This window comes from Bacillus sp. BSL6 (genome assembly GCF_052928345.1).
In genome coordinates, this window is the sequence record NZ_JAVGCW010000004.1 from 33,045 (window position 1) to 50,506 (window position 17,462).

The 17,462-nt window shown below is 30.9% G+C and carries 12 protein-coding genes and 3 pseudogenes; 13 read left to right on the forward strand and 2 right to left on the reverse strand.

The genetic code is table 11. The annotated features are described in order from the left end of the window. Positions 1-67: 67 nt before the first annotated feature. The 10 genes and pseudogenes from RCJ96_RS14250 (at position 68) to RCJ96_RS14295 (ending at position 12,345) form a co-directional block, all read left to right on the forward strand. Positions 68-442, forward strand: a complete 375-nt coding sequence (locus tag RCJ96_RS14250; protein WP_076873935.1) for a hypothetical protein — start codon at positions 68-70, stop codon at positions 440-442. 170 nt (positions 443-612) lie between these two features. Next, positions 613-3,288, forward strand: a complete 2,676-nt coding sequence (locus RCJ96_RS14255) for a M4 family metallopeptidase (protein ID WP_416503836.1) — start codon at positions 613-615, stop codon at positions 3,286-3,288. Positions 3,289-3,470: 182 nt separating this feature from the next. Beyond that, on the forward strand, positions 3,471-4,031 hold the full coding sequence (locus tag RCJ96_RS14260; protein ID WP_416503837.1) for a class I SAM-dependent methyltransferase: 561 nt from the start codon (positions 3,471-3,473) through the stop codon (positions 4,029-4,031). Positions 4,032-4,167: 136 nt separating this feature from the next. Then, positions 4,168-4,907, forward strand: a pseudogene (locus RCJ96_RS14265) (hypothetical protein). A gap of 86 nt (positions 4,908-4,993) precedes the next feature. Continuing rightward, positions 4,994-5,473 carry an SRPBCC family protein gene (locus RCJ96_RS14270; protein WP_270795003.1) on the forward strand — a complete coding sequence of 160 codons (480 nt, stop codon included), beginning with the start codon at positions 4,994-4,996 and terminating at the stop codon, positions 5,471-5,473. Between the two features lie 79 nt (positions 5,474-5,552). Beyond that, the gene (locus RCJ96_RS14275) at positions 5,553-8,723 is read left to right on the forward strand and encodes an ATP-binding cassette domain-containing protein (protein ID WP_270795002.1); all 3,171 of its coding nucleotides are present in this window, start codon (positions 5,553-5,555) and stop codon (positions 8,721-8,723) included. A gap of 432 nt (positions 8,724-9,155) precedes the next feature. Beyond that, positions 9,156-9,461 (forward strand): PadR family transcriptional regulator, encoded by a 306-nt coding sequence (locus RCJ96_RS14280; RefSeq protein WP_001992369.1) that lies wholly within the window; start codon positions 9,156-9,158, stop codon positions 9,459-9,461. After that, positions 9,458-9,988: a hypothetical protein gene (locus RCJ96_RS14285; protein WP_074608813.1), complete on the forward strand. Its 531-nt coding sequence runs from the start codon at positions 9,458-9,460 to the stop codon at positions 9,986-9,988. Before RCJ96_RS14280 ends, RCJ96_RS14285 begins: the two co-directional genes overlap by 4 nt. Continuing rightward, on the forward strand, positions 9,969-11,414 hold the full coding sequence (locus RCJ96_RS14290) for a serine hydrolase (RefSeq protein ID WP_416503838.1): 1,446 nt from the start codon (positions 9,969-9,971) through the stop codon (positions 11,412-11,414). The genes RCJ96_RS14285 and RCJ96_RS14290 overlap by 20 nt, the downstream gene beginning before the upstream one ends. 121 nt (positions 11,415-11,535) lie before the next feature. Continuing rightward, on the forward strand, positions 11,536-12,345 hold the full coding sequence (locus RCJ96_RS14295; protein ID WP_416503839.1) for a MerR family transcriptional regulator: 810 nt from the start codon (positions 11,536-11,538) through the stop codon (positions 12,343-12,345). Between the two features lie 91 nt (positions 12,346-12,436). Here RCJ96_RS14295 and RCJ96_RS14300 read toward each other — a convergent pair whose 3' ends face one another. Further along, positions 12,437-13,663 carry an MFS transporter gene (locus tag RCJ96_RS14300; RefSeq protein ID WP_074608808.1) on the reverse strand — a complete coding sequence of 409 codons (1,227 nt, stop codon included), beginning with the start codon at positions 13,661-13,663 and terminating at the stop codon, positions 12,437-12,439. A 224-nt stretch (positions 13,664-13,887) separates the two neighbouring features. Between RCJ96_RS14300 and RCJ96_RS14305 the strand changes: the two are divergent. The 3 genes and pseudogenes from RCJ96_RS14305 (at position 13,888) to RCJ96_RS14315 (ending at position 16,305) form a co-directional block, all read left to right on the forward strand. Further along, positions 13,888-14,463, forward strand: a pseudogene (locus tag RCJ96_RS14305) (NUDIX hydrolase). A gap of 181 nt (positions 14,464-14,644) precedes the next feature. Beyond that, entirely contained in the window at positions 14,645-15,439 is a 795-nt protein-coding gene (locus tag RCJ96_RS14310) for a VOC family protein (RefSeq protein WP_000628019.1), read from the forward strand. Positions 15,440-15,555: 116 nt separating this feature from the next. Next, complete coding sequence (locus tag RCJ96_RS14315) at positions 15,556-16,305, forward strand: aminoglycoside phosphotransferase family protein (RefSeq protein WP_416504500.1); 750 nt, start codon at positions 15,556-15,558, stop codon at positions 16,303-16,305. A gap of 82 nt (positions 16,306-16,387) precedes the next feature. On the opposite strand, the pseudogene RCJ96_RS14320 reads toward RCJ96_RS14315, so the two are convergent. After that, positions 16,388-17,335 (reverse strand): annotated as a pseudogene (locus tag RCJ96_RS14320) (phosphotransferase enzyme family protein). Between the last annotated feature and the right edge of the window lie 127 nt (positions 17,336-17,462).

Consider the following 17,462-nt stretch of genomic DNA (forward strand, 5'->3'; position numbering starts at 1 on the left):
ATATTGATATTTTACTTTGTATAATATTCTTTTTTTATGTAGAATAGATAGGATGGGAGGGGATGAAATGAATAATGGATTAAAGTTTAAGATTTTTGAATTGCATTGTTTCGTTCAAAAGACTTATTCTGATATGAAAATAGCATGTGATATTGCTATTTATCAAGAAAACACTTCTAAATATTTAATTTCATTAGGTTTTTTAAATAAATCATACATGACTTATATAGAAACAAAAAGATTTTATCGTGAAAATGAAGAGCTTGTAAGTGTAGAATTTGATAATTTCTTTGATACATATGATATATTAGAACAGGAGTTAAAAAAAGTTATTTCAACTGAAGATAAGAATCCTTCATTGTTACATAGTAGATTTGATCAGTTTCAGCAGAAAGTTGAAAATATAAATGACCTAATAAAAGTAATGCAAAATGCTCGTTAATGAATGCTTTTTCTGTTTTATATAGAAATTATGCATTAAAAATATATTAGGGATATTACATATTGAAGAGGTGACTTTTGTTGATTACAGAAGTCATCTTTTTACATTAGAAATAGATTGTATAAATTTTAGTAATTTCATATTTTAGGAAATCATAAGAGGGAAATAACATGAAAAATAAAAAAGAAATAGCTATAGTTGCATTAACAACAGGATTAGCTTTAACAAGCATAGTACCATACGAAATAGGTTATGCGGAGGAAACGGATCAAATGCAAGTTGATATTCAAGAGGATTCGTTCCGTACAGGTGAACTTACAAAACCATCACAAAAAACGCCAGAGAACGTAGTGAAAGATGCACTTAAGGAAAAGACGGAACATGCTTTGTCACCAAAACAAGTGAGTGGAGACAAAGGGGTAGATTACGAAGTTGTTCAAAAACGTGGTTCTTATGATGGGACTACACTTGTTCGTATGCAACAAATATATGAAGGTAAAGAAGTATACGGACACCAATTGACTGCTCATGTAGATAAAAAGGGTATTATTAAAAGTGTTTCAGGGGAAAGTGCACAAAACTTAGAAAAAGAAGATTTAAAGAATCCTATTAATTTATCAAAAGAAGAAGCAAAACAATATATTTATACGAAGTACGGAAATGATATTCAATTTATTTCTGAGGCAGAAGTTAAGGAAGTTATTTTTGTTGATGAAAATCGTGGGCAAGCTACAAATGCATATCAAGTTACATTTGCAGCTGCCACACCAAACTATGTATCTGGAACTTATTTAGTGGATGCTCATAGTGGTGATATGTTGAAAAATATGGTGCAAGAGTCAGATTTAAAAGTAAATGAAGAGCGTGTTGAAGCTATTCAAGAGAGTAAAAAAAGTAATTTTAAATCATTAACCGGGACTGGAAAAGATGATTTAGGAACAACTCGTACATTCGGTATTTCTGAACAAAGTAACGGGAAATATGCGCTTGCTGATTATACAAGAGGGCAAGGAATTGAGACGTATGATGTAAATTATAGAGATATTACTTTTGAAGAAAAATATTATCCTGGTATATTAACAACTAGCACATCAACAACATTTAATGACCCAAAAGCGGTAAGTGCTCATTTCTTAGCGACAAACGTATATGATTTTTATAAAGACAAATATAAGCGTAATAGTTTTGATAATAAAGGGAAAAAAGTAGTTTCAGTTGTACATGCATGGGATTCTGGAGAAACAGATGATCCTAAAAATTGGGGGAATGCATTTAGCGCTAATATTAACAATGTTAGTATGCTTATATATGGTGATCCAATGGTTAGATCGTTTGACATAGCGGGTCATGAATTTACACATGCGGTTACATCTAGTGAATCTAATCTTGAATTTTTTGGAGAATCTGGAGCAATTAACGAGGCGTTATCTGATATTATGGGAACGGCTATTGAGAAATATATAAATAATGGGGAATTTAATTGGACAATAGGAGAACAAAGTGGATCAGTTCTCCGTAATATGAAAAATCCATCTTCAGTCAAATTCTTTAATGGAGTACCGTATCCAGATGATTATAGCAAATACAGTGATTTAAACGGAGAGGATAATGAGGGCGTTCATTTCAACTCAAGTATTATTAATAAAGTCGCATATTTAATTGCACAAGGTGGCATTCATAACGGTGTAACTGTAAATGGTATTGGTGAAGATAAAATGTTTGATATTTTCTATTATGCAAATACTGATGAATTGAACATGACTTCTAATTTTTCTGAATTAAGATTAGCGTGTCTTAAAGTTGCAGCAAATAAATATGGGGCAAATTCCATTGAGGTTGAAACGGTCCAAAAAGCTTTTGATGCAGCAAAAATTAAAGGAACAGTGAAAGAAAACGAAAAAACTGAGGCAAACCAAGTCCCAGAGTTAACGGTACCGCCAACAATTACACTACGTGTCGGTGATAAGTTTGACCCAATGAGCAATATAAAAGCTATTGATAAAGAAGATGGTGATTTAACAAATCGAGTAGAACATAAAGGTGATGTAGACACTTCTAAACCAGGCAAATACATTGTGGATTACTCTGTCGTTGATTCTCAAGGTGGGAAAGTAACGGTAACACAGACTGTAATTGTAGAGGGAGATGGAGAAACATCAGATCTAAAACCTACATTAACAGTTCCTATTGCAACGACAATTACTGTAGGAGAATCATTCGATCCGATGGAAAAAGTAAAAGCTATTGATAAAGAAGACGGCGATCTTACTTATAAAGTAAAAGTTGATGGTGAAGTAGATACCTCTAAAGCCGGTACTTACATTTTAACGTATACAGTTACAGATTCTAAAGGTCATGAAGAAATTGCGAAACAAACTGTAACAGTCACAGGTAGAGAAGAAGTTAAGAATGACATACCAATACTAAAAGTACCTTTTACAACTACAATTACTAAGGGAGATGAATTCAATCCAATGGTAGGTGTATCAGCTACGGATAAAGAAGACGGTGATCTTACTTCTAAAGTAGTATATAAAGATATTGGAGATACCACTAAAGCTGGTACTTTTGAAATAATATATAGTGTCACAGATTCTGTAGGTAATAAGGTACATGCAATACAAAAAGTATTAGTGAAGGATACAGACGCTAGCAAAGCTAAAGGTAGTACTAATAACAGTAATAACGGTAATATCCAAAACAACAGTAATTCCGATAAAAAAGAATCTACATATAAAGAGCTTCCAAACACGGGGGGCAGTACAACTAATAGTACAACAATGGGCTTATGGATGGTTTTTGCAGGTATAGTGTTCACTTTAGTTCGCAAATTTAGAAAAATATAAAAGTAGATAGTACAGCTTATTCGTTTGAAGAATAGAGTACAAAAATAATTGTGCATCATGAATTGTTTCCATAACTCATTTTTGTTAAACCAATCACCATTTTTTCTTAATTTATTTTAGAAGGTAGAATAATAGTAAACATAGAATATATTAATAATTAAAATGTTTACGAAGTGAAGGTGATGACAATAAAACAAGACGAAATTAAAGTAGTAGTCGGAGCAGGGGTGTTTAATAATAATCCTGGATGGATACAAACGCAAGAAGATGAACTTAATTTACTAGATAAAGCTACGTGGGAAGAAAGATTTGAATACAATTCTATTTCAGCTATCTTAGCTGAGCATGTATGGGAACACCTTACGTTTGAAGAAGGTGTAAGAGCTGCTGAAATTTGCTATGAATTTTTAAAGCAAGAGGGGCATATTCGGTGCGGTGTTCCTGATGCATTTTTCCGAGATGAGGCGTACCAAAACATAGTTCAAATAGGTGGACCTGGCCCAAAAGATCACCCAGCAGCAAGTCATAAAATTGTTCATAATTATAAAACTTTAACGAAAATGTTTGAAACTGCTGGATTTGAGGTAGTTTTGCTTGAATATTGTGATGAAAATGGTCAGTTTTATTACAATGAATGGGATGCAAACGACGGTGTTATTTTCCGTTCGAAAAGGTATGATTCTAGAAATAAAGGTGATAAACTTGGTTTTCCATCGTTAATTGTTGATGCGATTAAGCGGTAAATCATTAAAGTAAATTACGTGCTTATAATATAAAATTATGAATTGTAGTGGAGTTTATTTGTTTATACTATTTTATTATAAAAATCGCAGAAAGTATTCTTTCTGCTTTTTATTTTGCAAAGGGGACGAATATAATATGCAACCTATAAAACAAGTGGCATTAACATGCATTACTCATGATCCAACAGGGAGCTTATTATCTACAATAAAAGAGCTAAAAGAGAAATTAATACATTTAAATTATCATAAAAAATATATAACAATTAGTAATGTAACACCTAAAGAAATTGTAAAAGAACTAGAGGAATGTAACTTCCATATAAATATAGTAGAAAAATCAGGGGTAGGGAACGCGCACGTAGGGATTGTTTGAAGTATGTTAGTAACTATAATCATGATTACTATCACTATTGTAATTTTGATCGTTTGCTAACTTGGATGAAAGAATATCCAGCTGAGCTTAATTCGTTCATTCAGAATATAGTAGATGTAGATTACTTAATCATCGGCAGAACGGATCGAGCTTTTCAGACACATCCTGAAGAATGGCAAGTTACAGAAACAGTATCAAATAAAATTATGTCATTACAATTAGGGAAACAAGTAGATATTACAGCAGGGTCATGTGGGATTTCAAAACAAGCAGCTGATTACATAATAAAATATTCTAAATGCAGAATAACTGATGGTGAATGGCCGATGATTATAAAAGAATTTACCGATTTTAAAATCGGGTATATTGCAGCAGATGGTTTAAAATACGTCAATAGTCTTAATCAAGATAATATTACTGATCCAATAAAAGCATGGTCAACCAGATTAGAACTTGCACATACAATAAGTCAATCAATTACGAATATAACAAAAACTAATTAAACTAAGTGGGTGAATAGATATTTCTTTTTTTTATAAAATCGTGTAAAATGGAACATACATTCGTATTTGGAGGGGGATAATTAATAATGTTAGCTGTAATAGATAAACAAGATAATGAATACGTAGTACAATTTGATCGTCATTTTTCATATTCAATGGAAGAAGTTTGGTCAGTTTTAACAGAAAACAGTAAGTTAAAAAAATGGATGTCTAATTTGCAGATTGAAAGCCTTAAAACAAATGGTGTAATAAAGTTCGACATGATGGATGGTTCATTTATAAATATTGATATTATAGAGTGCCAACAAAACTCAGTGCTTGAATTTACTTGGGATAAAGATCGGGTCCGATTTGAAATACATAAAGAGGAAAATGGTTCTCTTTTACTTCTTAAAGAATACATTCATGAATTAACTGATCATACACCGAAAGATATAGCAGGTTGGCATATTTGTTTAGATCTTTTTTCTGCCGTTTTAGAAGGAGAAGAAAAAGAATTTTCTAAAGATAAATGGCAACAATGGTTTGAAATATATAAAGATAAGGTCCTTGAATTAAGAGCGTAATCAACTTAAAGGTTATATTCATTGTGTAATTATTATATTGCAAATATGATTTTAATGAGAAATAAGAATAGAGGTTAATATGAAGGTAAATCAATTAATTGCTAATAACATCAATAAATTAGATACAGTCATTCCATTTAATAAGTCGTTTGGAATTGCTGGTTTATCAGGATCGGGGAAAACAACTTTTTGTCAAACGATTGGTGAAGAATCAAAAAAACGATTAATTTCCTTATTGCCAAAGGCTGAATATCAATATTTATTTCCTAATATTATGGAAACGAATTTTAGTACGATTAAGATGGAGGATATGCCTTTAGTACTTTTTCTAGGAAAATCATCGATTTCTTCCAATCCACGGTCAACGATAGGTACACATACTGGTGTTTTCACTGAAATTCGCGAAAAACTTGCTGACGTATTTCATCTTTCTCCTGAGGTTTTTTCATTTAATAATCAGTTAGGTTGGTGTTCTGGTTGTAAAGGGCGAGGTACTACTAAAAATATTGAGTGTAAAAAATGTAAGGGAAAACGTTATAGTGAAGAAATTGAACAACATACTATAGATTTATTTGCTAAACCACATACCATTTCAAATATTAATGATTTAAGTGTTGAGTCTATTCTTTCGTTAGCGGAAGAGCTAAATATTAGTGAAGCGAAGCAACATATACTGCAAAATATAATTAATATGAACATTGGTTATTTAACATTAAATCGAATAATGGGTACATTGTCAGGTGGAGAGTTAACACGACTGTATTTGGCTGAATTTATGGCAGTAAGTGAAAATGCCGTAATTATTATTGATGAGATTTCAGTTGGACTTGATCATGAAACATTATTACAAATATTAGCGGAGATTAAGCAATTAGGATGTAAAAATCAAATTTGGCTCATTGATCACTCAGATACAGTACTGGATACAACAGATGAGCAATTGTTCTTTGGACCTGGTAGCGGAAAATATGGTGGACAAATTGTGAAAGAATCACCAAGGCCAAAACCAATACTGTGGGATTTAAATAAAGAATTTCCAACAGAATATTATACATTTCGAGAATTATATTGCCGTAATATCCAAATGGCGGAGTTTCAGATCCCTAAAAATAGGCTTGTAACAGTTACAGGAGAATCTGGTTGCGGGAAATCTACCCTTGTCAATGAATGTTTAGCTACAGATTTCTTGAAACGATATCCAAAAGATAGACTAGTTATGGTAGGGCAAGATCGCAATCAATCCATTACAAGTCGATCAACTGTAGCAACTTTTCTAGATATTAAAAAGAAACTAACAAAGTATAGTGAAGAAATTGATGATATTTTTGAGCGTTCGATTGAAGATATTATTGATGAACTTCCAAATGAAGATATTGCGTATAAACGCTTGAGCCTACTAATTAAATTAGGGCTTGGCTATTTAACATTAGAACGAAAAACACAAACATTATCAACAGGTGAGTTTCAATGTGTTCATTTAGTTTCGGAATTATTTGCAAAGACAAGAAATCCACATACATTATTTATTTTTGATGAGCCTTCAAAAGGTTTATCACAAAATATTTTAAATCAATTTATAGACAGTGTTAGAGGAATATTGCAAGATGAATCAGTCTCTATCATTATGATTGAGCATAATAGTTATATGTTAGAAAGCTCTGATTATATTGTAGACTTTGGGAAAAGACAGATTGAAGCTATCAATCATCTTGAAGTAGTAAGTCATGATGATTATTATCGTCAGAGAACCACTGTGAATAATGTTGAGCAAATCCATATTACTTCAACACTTAAGCCTAAAGAAGGCGTTCACTATTTAGAAGGAAATCATATTAACTATTTTAAAAATGCTGAAAATGTTTATAAGGGTGGTATTTTAAAAAGTTTATCATCAATGGCGCGTTTAATTTATGGTGAGTATGAATCTAATACAATTGCACCGGTTATTGCTATTGATCTTGAGAGACATTTATACAGTCAATATAGTTTTTTATATGAGGTTGGTGGAATAATTAATCATATTGTAGCTGCTCATCCAACTAATAAAGATACGAGAAGTTTTGATTTCTATTCACAGGACAATCATTGTCCATCTTGTTCTGGACGTCTTCAAATTGAAGTTTTCGATAAAGATATTACAATCCAAAATAAAAACGTTCCATTTTGGGACGGTTTATTCGATCCAGAAATCATGAAAGTATTAAAATTTTATCAATATGAGAAAATAGAGTTTCTATTCGAAGAAATTAAAAATGAACTTGGTCACGATTTGTCAAAGAGCTATAATGATATGTCAGAAGAAGAAAAGCATACGTTTTGGTATGGATATTTTGAAAAATCATTTTATGATAAAAAAGGAAAGACGCGCAGAACATGGGTAGGATTTAATACGATTATTGGTGGATATATTGTTATTTCAAAAGCACCTGTTAAAGAAGAAATTAAGGCTTCTAAAGAAATGGTAACATGTCCAATTTGCGAAGGGACGGTTTTAAACCATCATAAACCACTTAAATTTGGCAACTCAGATATTCGTGAGATTATCAATCAACCAGTTAATGAAGTGTTGAAATTAGTCGGTGATTTACCTGAACTTCATAAATTGAAATCTATTGTTGGTGGCGATATGAGATTGACAGAAGATGTTTCTTTATTGCCAAGAAAAGCACAAGTTGCATTGAAAATGTTTGAGTTAGAACAGGCAAGCTTTTCAAACTATGAAATGGTGTTACAAAATGTCTTACCATTCTGGGATGAAATAAAAGGGAATATCGAATCCATTAGTGTTAATAATCTAGTGACTGTTTGTGATTTCCCAAATGTTTATGAAACGAGAGAAAACATGATAGATAAGTATTTCACAAATGGTAAATATAAAAAACTTACGTATGTATATGAAGCGTTTGGATACAAAAAGTTAGTTACCCAAATTAATAAAATTAAAAAAAGCAATCCATGTCCATTCTGTAAAGGAAAGAAAGTTATTACTGAAGATAATTTGCATGATGGTGTGTTTAAACTAACAATTCCATGTGTAACTTGTAATGCAAGTGGTATTAGTGATGAAGGACTAAAAGAAGTTGTTGAGGGTGTGGATGTACAAACATGGTTAACTGGAAAAGTTAGTGATGTTGTGGATGAGAGCTTATTAACAGAAGCTGTTGCTAAAATACCAATTTTTAATCGTATTCGTGAGTTGGATAAACGAGATATGATGGCGGTTTATGAGTGTCTTGAGCGTAATCAGTAAAGTTTTATTAGCTTATGTATTATTAACATAACTTATATAAAATGTATATTCTTTATAATATATATTAACGCAGTATGATTAATACAAGGTAATGAAAGAAGATTCAATTTCTTAATGTTAAAATTAAGAAATTGAATCTTTTATTATTTTTATGTGCTGCATACAATGTTTTTTACTAAGGAAAGAATTATGGAAAGGAGGAGAGATGGAAAACTAAAAGGGATAAACAGTTGATATATTATGTAATTATTATATTATAAAAGTGATGAATAAGGTCGAAAACATTTCATAAGTTATAGTTGTTGCTTATTAATATTTTTGTTTTATTGTCAGATTTTTTAAATTTAACAGAAATATATACTTGAATGAAGTATATATTTCTGTTAAATTTATCCTATGGATAGAACAAGCTTAATTAAAGGTCATTTAGAAATGTGTGTATTATCTATTTTGTCGAAAAAGAAAAGTTATGGTTATGAGATTATGAAAGAACTTGAAGTATACAATTTAAAATTGAAAGGAGTAGGAAGTATTTACCCCATTTTAACTAAGCTGAAAAATCAAGAGTGGGTTAATACTTATCAAGAAGTAACAGACAGTGGTAAAGTTAGAATTTATTATGAAATTAATGAAAACGGTAAAATACGTCTTGAGAAAAAAATTAATGAGTGGTTAGAATTGCAATCGGATATTCAAACATTATTAAAAAGCGGTTTGAAAGGAGATCTTCTGAAATGAGGAATAGATTGATAGGTAAAGAACAGCAATTTTTAACAGACGTACTAAAAGAATTAAAGAAATATGATATAAGTTTAGAAGAAAGGGAAAATATAAAGCGACAAATATTAGAACATATTCAAGAATGTCGTGAACACGGTGAAGATAGTATAGATGATTTAGGTACACCTCAATTATTTGTTCAAGATTTTTTAGAAATAAATGAAATTGATTTACAAGTTAAAATGAAACAACTTCAAAATGAAAAGGACAAATTCAACAAATTTATGTTACGTGGCATATTCATCTCAGTTATTACTTACCTCAGCTCGCAAAGTATATTTTCAATATTTTTAACTGAATCATTTAATCCAACTAATAGTAAAAATGCATTTCAGTATAATCTTTTATATCGCATATCAGAGAATCAATGGTGGAACGCATTATTAATAATGACTAGTTTGACACTCTCTGTAGTAGTATATATTAGCTTAGTAAGTTATAAAAAAAGAAAGCATCTAAAGTATAATGAAGAATGCGATCTATAAAGTCTTTCTAATTTGTATTCTTTGTAATGTATTTATGCTATGTATCACACATCCAAAAGTTTACGCTGAGCAAAATGTTAAAGTTACATTAGATAAGTATATTGAAAAATTTATAAAGGAACAGAATATTCCAGGAGCTGCTGTTGCAATTGTACATAATAAAGATGTATTCTTCACAAAAACGATGGGGGTTACTGGAGAATCTGAAAAAAAGGTAACTAGTAAAACGCCATTTGCAATCGGCTCAATAAGTAAATCTTTAACAGCTTTAGCTATCGTGAAATTAGTAGAAGATAAAAAAATAAAATTAGAGGATCCAGTTCAACGATACCTCCCCTGGTTTAAACTAAAAGATTCTCAAATATCCTCAACTATAACAATCCAACATCTACTAACTCATACAAGCGGAATCAACACATATGAGGGCTTAGCATTATCAGATAAGCAATCCAAAAGTTCTACAGCATTAAAAGAAAATGTAATGAAGCTTTCAAATGTAAAAGTAACTGCTCCACCAGGTGAGAAATATCAATATAGTAATGCGAATTATATGGTTTTAGGTGCACTTATTGAAGAAGTTACAAATGATACATATTCCTCATATATGGAAAAACATGTTTTTCAGCTATTAAATATGAATGGTGCGGCAGCAAGAAAAGAAATTGCATATGAAAAAGGCTATTTAAAAGGTTATCAGTCGTGGTTTGGCATACCAAGAAAAAGTGTAGTGTCCTATGATAATGCCGGGGCACCGTATGGCTATATTACTGCAAATTTAGAAGATATGATTCAATATATTATGTTTTTGAATCGTCCAGAGGATGCTCAATTATTAAAGCAAGAAAATATGCATCTTTATCTATCACCACTTTATAAAATAAATTCAGAAAAAAGTTATGGTTTTGGATTAAGAACAACAAATATAAATGAAAGTGAAACGATGATTTGGCATTCAGGATCAACGCCCGATGCTCGTGCAGAATTATTTACTTTAAAAGAAAGTGGCTGGAGTGGAGTAATTTTAACAAATAAAAATCATGTATTAGAAGAAACAGCACTATCAGTATTGAAAAAGGGGATTATTAGTATTTTGAATGGAGAAGAACCGGTTGATATCCCTAAAAAAATACCATTAACACAAATTATTTTGTTGGTAGTTACACTCATACTTTTCATAATATCAATTATGTTAATTAAAAAGTATAAACATATGAAAACTGTAAAAAAGGTAATTTGGTTATTCATAGGGAGTCTATCTCTACTATTATCTATTATTTTTATCCCACTGCTTACTTATAGTACGAGTTCACCTTGGCGTACGATTAAAATATTTGCGCCAGACGTAGCTTTATTTACAAGTATTAGTGTAACTTTATTAGCTGTTAACGGACTAATATCAATTTTTATAGCTTTAAGAAGGAAGTAAGTATAAGGGGAAAGAATGAAAGAAATATAAGTTAAGTGTTAGAAACAGTTGACTCTCACACAATGTCATTGTTTAAGATGAAGTTGAACTTCGAAGTAGATGTAATTTATAGGAGGAAATCATGTTTAAAATAGGAGACTTTTCAAAACTATCTTCCATTAGTATTCGGATGTTGAGACACTACGACAAAGTGGAATTATTACAACCAGTAAAAGTCGATGAGCTGAGTGGATATCGATTTTATTCAGCAGACCAATTAAAAAAAGTAAATCAAATTCAAACGTTAAAAAATATGGGATTTAATATCGCTACCATTAAAGAAATAATAGAATGCGATAATATAGATAGCATAAAAGAGCAATTTTTAAATCGTAGTGTTCAAATTAAAGAAGACATGTATAACCTCCAAAAACAATTACGTCTCCTCGAAGACTCAATGAAAACGATGAGAGAGGATGTTGTTGAGATGAATTATCATGTTTCAATAAAAGAAATTCCAGAAAGATATGTAGCCAGTGTTAGAAAGGTTATTCCATCATATAATTGTGAAGGCGATTTATGGACCATGTTAATGCAAGAAATTCATATGAAAAATATTAATATGGCCCATCCGAGTTATAGTATCGCTGTCTTCCATGATCAAGAATACAAAGAAAATGATGTAGATGTAGAAATACAGCTAAATATCTTAGGAAAGCATGAAAATACAAAAGATGTTTATTTTCAAAAAATAGAGCCAATCAAAGTAGCTTCTGTAACAGTAAGCGGAAGTTATGAACAAATGACAAAGGTAAATGAAGCAGCCGCAAAATGGATTGAGACAGAAGGTTACGAATTAGCAGGCCCGATGTTTAATATTTATCATGTGAGTCCAGCAATGGAGTCGGATCCTAATAAGTGGGTTACAGAAGTTTGTTATCCAGTTAAATGATTGTAAAGAAAAAAGGCATATCATAATGCCTTTTTTCTTTATAAACTTATCCGTAATTGCAATTAACCAATCATAGTTATCTTTCCTTTCATCATAGTTTTCGTATTGGACTATATAGTGCAATAAAAACTTCAACTAGCTTCGTGAAAGCAGCTAAAACAAATACAAACACTGGATTATAAGCTGAAATAATGCCTCCCGCTAATGCTCCGAGTGGCATAGCTAATCGTGTAAGTACACGTGAAAATCCTAAAACTCTCCCTTGCATATTTGATGGAACTGTTTCCTGACGAATTGTGGCTACAATTGTATTCCATGCAATATTACAAGTCATTGCAACACCGAAAGCAATTCCGGGAGCGAGCCAATATGTGCTCCAAAGTGCAAAAGTTAAGCCAATTGCCCCAACAAATAAGAGTAAAGGGATTAGTATACCGCGCTGTAACCTCTTTTCTAAAGGAACTGCAATCAAGCTTCCTAAAAGACCACCTATTCCAATTAATGAATAATTCACCCCACTTTGTTCTGGGGTAAGTTGTAATGTGGATAATAAATAATACATGAATACACCTAAAACCGCACTTGCTCCAAAGTTTCCTATCATAGCTTGAAAAGATAAAGCTATATTTAAGCGATCATTTTTGAGCCATGTAAATCCATTAACCAAATCAGATAGTACATTTTGAAGTGTATTTTTATCTTCACATTTTTTATTTGTGGTTTTCATAGACGGTAATAACATCACAGCAACTAATGTTGCAATAAATGAAAGAACATTAATCCAAAGCAACTGAAAGCCGCCAAAAAAAGAAATGAAAACCCCAGCTATCATTGGACCAAATAAACTAGCCAATTGATTGACCATTTGATAGAAAGAATTGGCCTTCGTTAAGGATTCTCCAGCAATTTGCGGAATGACTGTAACAGTTGTTACATCAAAAAGCATGGACATAACTGCTAAAATAAAAGTAATTATGTACAAGTGCCATATTTCTAATAGATGTAATGAATGTAGTATTGGAACAAGACTAACTAAAATAATATTAGTAATATCCGCTACCAAAAGTAACTTTTTTCGATCATAACGATCAATTATTACACCAACTAAAGGGCCAAATAAAACGATTGGCAATACGTTAATAGCAAATAAAGAACTCATAATTACAGCTGAACCGGTTAATTGATAGGCAATCCAAGGTAACGCAAAAGTATACAATGAGTCTCCAATTCGTGAAATGAGTAAACCAAAAATAAAAATCTTGTATTCTTTAGAAAAAGTTGTCTTTACGGTAAGGCTACGTTCTTGTATAAATTTCACACTGTTTATACCACCTTTATTATAGAGGAATTTGAAAATAATCCGTCCAATATTTGTTATGTATAGAATTCTATGATTCTTTCGTGAATCCTACTTTTTAGATGTATTTTTAAATTTTAAGGAGGAAATAAAATGAAGGTAGTTTTTTGATTGAAGGTTATTTAAGAACATAACAAAATTATAGTAAACTAGTTTGCGAGATAGTTAATTTAGGAGGGAAAATATTGATACATATAGATAAGAATGTTCGAACATCTGGTGCATACGTAATGTATAAGAATTCATTTGTTTTTCAAGTGGGACCAACGAGTAAAGGGGATACATTAGGTGTAGTAAGACTTGGAGGACATAAAGAAGCGGATAAAACAGCAGTAGAAACTGCTAAAAGAGAAGTGGAAGAAGAAGCTTCTATCGATATTACTATATTGAATTCACCAACTACATATTATAAAGAGTATTGGAATGCACAATCAAAGAAATTAAAAATAGAAAATAAAGTCAATCCAATATTAATTATTGATAGCCCAGATGAAAGTTTATCGATCATGTATGTTGCCTATTCAAAGATGCAACCTAAACCATCTTCTGAAACTAAAGGACTACTGTTACTTTCATTGAATGATATTGAATTAATTTGCACGGGGAAAATAACATTAAATGATTATATCAATCAAGGTGGAGTTTCTATATTGAAAGAAAAAATGGATAAAGAGTTAATTTTACAACCTTTTCCATAACTTATGTTTTTATCAGAACTTTTAAAAGAGGATCCTGTATTACTTCAGCAGTTTCTAAATTAGAAAAAAACTTAAAAATGTATCTTTATTGATGGTGTGTATCAAACAAAAAGACTTTTGAAGCTAACATATTCATACTAAAGTTGTAGTTTTTATATGAAAAATCCATCCTTCCGTTTGATTTTATCTATTTATAATTGTAATACAATACGAATAGATAATAAGAAACAAGGGGGAATGTAATGTGATTACACATATTACAGATATAAAACTACAAACGATTTCCATAGAAGGGGTAAAACAAGTTTATAAAGACATATTATGTTTCCCCATAAAAAAAGAAACGACATCATTTATTCAATTTGAAGTAACACCGTACACTACAATTAGTTTTCAAGAAGTATATGAACCAATTGCATCTGCGCACTTTGCTTTTGAGATTCCATATTCAAAATTTCATGAAACTGCAAGATGGCTTGAAAAGTCTGGATTACTCATTGTGAAATGGAAAGATGGTCATACAATTGATGAAGAGAGCGGCCGATTCAACTTATATTTCAGAGATGGTGATGGAAATCTACTCGAAATTATCGCACATAGTTATGTTAAAGAAGATGTATTAGTACCGCAGTCACCTTTAAACATTTTATATATAAGGGAAATCGGTCTTCCCGTTAAAAGTGTACCTGTATTTACGGAATGGTTGAAATTAAATCTAAATATGAAAACGATGGAAGATGGGGATATTTTTAACTTTGTTATAGGTGGCACTGCATATATTGTTGCAACTTGGTGGCAGCGACCGTGGATTCCAATCGCAATGAAAGCTTTACCATCGAAAGTACATGTTTCTTTCGGAACACCAGATCAAGCATTTTTACAACGCATACAAAATAACTTGAAGAAAAATAGTGTTCCATATGAATGTAAACATGATGAAGTATCATTTATTCAGCAAGGATATTCATTTACTATCTTGCATACACCAAATCTCCATGCTGATATTCCAAGTAAATTAAACTTACCGCTTTCTATTTAAGGATGGAAAGTGGTAGATTTTTTGTATCTTCGTGAAGAAGGTTTTTGTTATGTTTACAGTGAATGTAAAGAAAGGGAAAAGGCACTATTCAAATTTATTTTATGGAGGTAAACGAAATGAATCTAGATAATCTGGTTGCAAAAGGGAATACAGCAGAAATTTATCTATATGATAATAAGATTGTAAAATTATTTAAAGATTACCTCCCAGATACAGAGTCTATGAATGAAGCGAAAAAACAAAAATACGCTTATTCATGTGGGCTACCAGTTCCAAACGTATTTGAAGTGACAAAGATACAAAATAGACAGGCAATTATTATGGAATACGTAAAAGGGGAAAGTATTGGTAATCTCCTGCTTAATAATTTAAATGAAGTAGAGCATTACATAAATATTTGTGTTAATGAACAAAAGAAGATTCATTCTATTTGTGTGAACACAGATGAAATAGAATCAATGAGAGGAAGGTTAGAGCGACAAATAAAATCTGTACATAAATTAGATGAAAAGCAAAAGGAAAATATATTGAATAAGTTACATTCAATTAAATTTGAACCTAGATTATGTCATGGGGATTTCCATCCATTTAATCTAATTTTGAGTAAAAAGAATGTGAATATTATAGATTGGGTAGATGCTAGTTCAGGTGACATTCGTGCAGATGTGTTTCGAACATATTTATTATATGCGCAGTCTCATATAAAATTAGCGGAAATGTATTTGCAAATATATTGCAATAATACCGATTTAACAAGAGGTGAGATCTTTCAATGGGCTCCTATTATTAGTGCAGCTAGATTTTCTGAGAAAGTGTCTTCGCAAAATGAAGTGGATTTGAGCAGACTATTGAATCAGTATTTATAAGTTATAAAAAAGGTTGTCTAGTAGCTAATTAATAAATACTGTTGTTTAACTAAAGTTTCCTTGTAGTTAAACAACAGCGTTTTTAAACATTAATATAGGCATATTTAGTTTCAATCTTCATCCTATAAAGGTTCATTATCCGTACTTGTTCCGCAGTTAATTCTTCTTTATCCCAATACATATGCATTAAGCTATATTCAAAAATCTCCTTTAATTTAATAAACAATGGAAACTTGTCTATCATCTCTTTTGGAAGTTCATTTTCTTCTTGATATCCTTCAAATATTGCTTTTGTAATAGAATGCTCATAGTCAACGATATTCCCATTTCCAACAAATGAATATTCTATCGCACTATAAATAGGAACTGCTAAATCAAATATGTAAAAATGTTTTTCACAGTCTTGAAAATCAATCATCGTTAAGTTTGAATTGTTTTCAACTAAAATGTTTTCTAACCATAAATCTCCGTGAATTAAGCCGTAATTTGAAGTGGATTTTTGTAGCTCTTTTATAGAAGTTAAAACGTCAGATGCAATTTCTCTTATAGCAGTTTCTTCTTAAGGGATATACTTAAGAAAATTATATTCTTCATTTCTATACCAATCGTTTATATGTTTAGCCGGTTTAGTCTTTTCAAAGCTTTTAGAAATACGATGTAATTTTCCAATTTGTTTACCAAGCTTTTTAAATATTTTAGAATCCCATTCATACTTTGGTAAATGTATACCAGGCGCAGCTTTATATAGTACGGCAAAAATCTCTTTATCTAATGTTAACTTTTCTACAAAATTCCCTTGCAATGAAGGGATGATTGGTGGAACAGCTAAACCGTTTTGGTATAAAAAATTCGTATATGTAACTTCTTCTAATTGTTCTTCATACGTTGTATAGTTTGTAATTCTAATGAAGTATGTACCTTGTTCTGTAAGACATTTATACATTTCATTTGTTATTGGTGTAATGTTAATAAAATTCAACGGATATAGTTCATTTATGAATTGAAGTATTTCTTTTTCTAGTTTGTTCATTGTAACTTCCTTTCTAAACTTTTATTTTTTTAATTAGAGAATTAAAAGAATCTTATTTTACAAAATTCTAGTTTTATTTTTGAAATCCTTTAAAATGAAATATGATGTAAATTGACCTTTAATAATT

Excerpts from the sequence above, each read along its gene's own strand:
- RCJ96_RS14250 (WP_076873935.1), top strand. The coding sequence starts at position 68 with ATGAATAATGGATTAAAGTTTAAGATTTTTGAATTGCATTGTTTCGTT.
- RCJ96_RS14255 (WP_416503836.1), top strand. The coding sequence starts at position 613 with ATGAAAAATAAAAAAGAAATAGCTATAGTTGCATTAACAACAGGATTA.
- RCJ96_RS14260 (WP_416503837.1), top strand. The coding sequence starts at position 3,471 with ATGACAATAAAACAAGACGAAATTAAAGTAGTAGTCGGAGCAGGGGTG.
- RCJ96_RS14270 (WP_270795003.1), top strand. The coding sequence starts at position 4,994 with ATGTTAGCTGTAATAGATAAACAAGATAATGAATACGTAGTACAATTT.
- RCJ96_RS14275 (WP_270795002.1), top strand. The coding sequence starts at position 5,553 with ATGAAGGTAAATCAATTAATTGCTAATAACATCAATAAATTAGATACA.
- RCJ96_RS14280 (WP_001992369.1), top strand. The coding sequence starts at position 9,156 with ATGTGTGTATTATCTATTTTGTCGAAAAAGAAAAGTTATGGTTATGAG.
- RCJ96_RS14285 (WP_074608813.1), top strand. The coding sequence starts at position 9,458 with ATGAGGAATAGATTGATAGGTAAAGAACAGCAATTTTTAACAGACGTA.
- RCJ96_RS14290 (WP_416503838.1), top strand. The coding sequence starts at position 9,969 with ATGAAGAATGCGATCTATAAAGTCTTTCTAATTTGTATTCTTTGTAAT.
- RCJ96_RS14295 (WP_416503839.1), top strand. The coding sequence starts at position 11,536 with ATGTTTAAAATAGGAGACTTTTCAAAACTATCTTCCATTAGTATTCGG.
- RCJ96_RS14315 (WP_416504500.1), top strand. The coding sequence starts at position 15,556 with ATGAATCTAGATAATCTGGTTGCAAAAGGGAATACAGCAGAAATTTAT.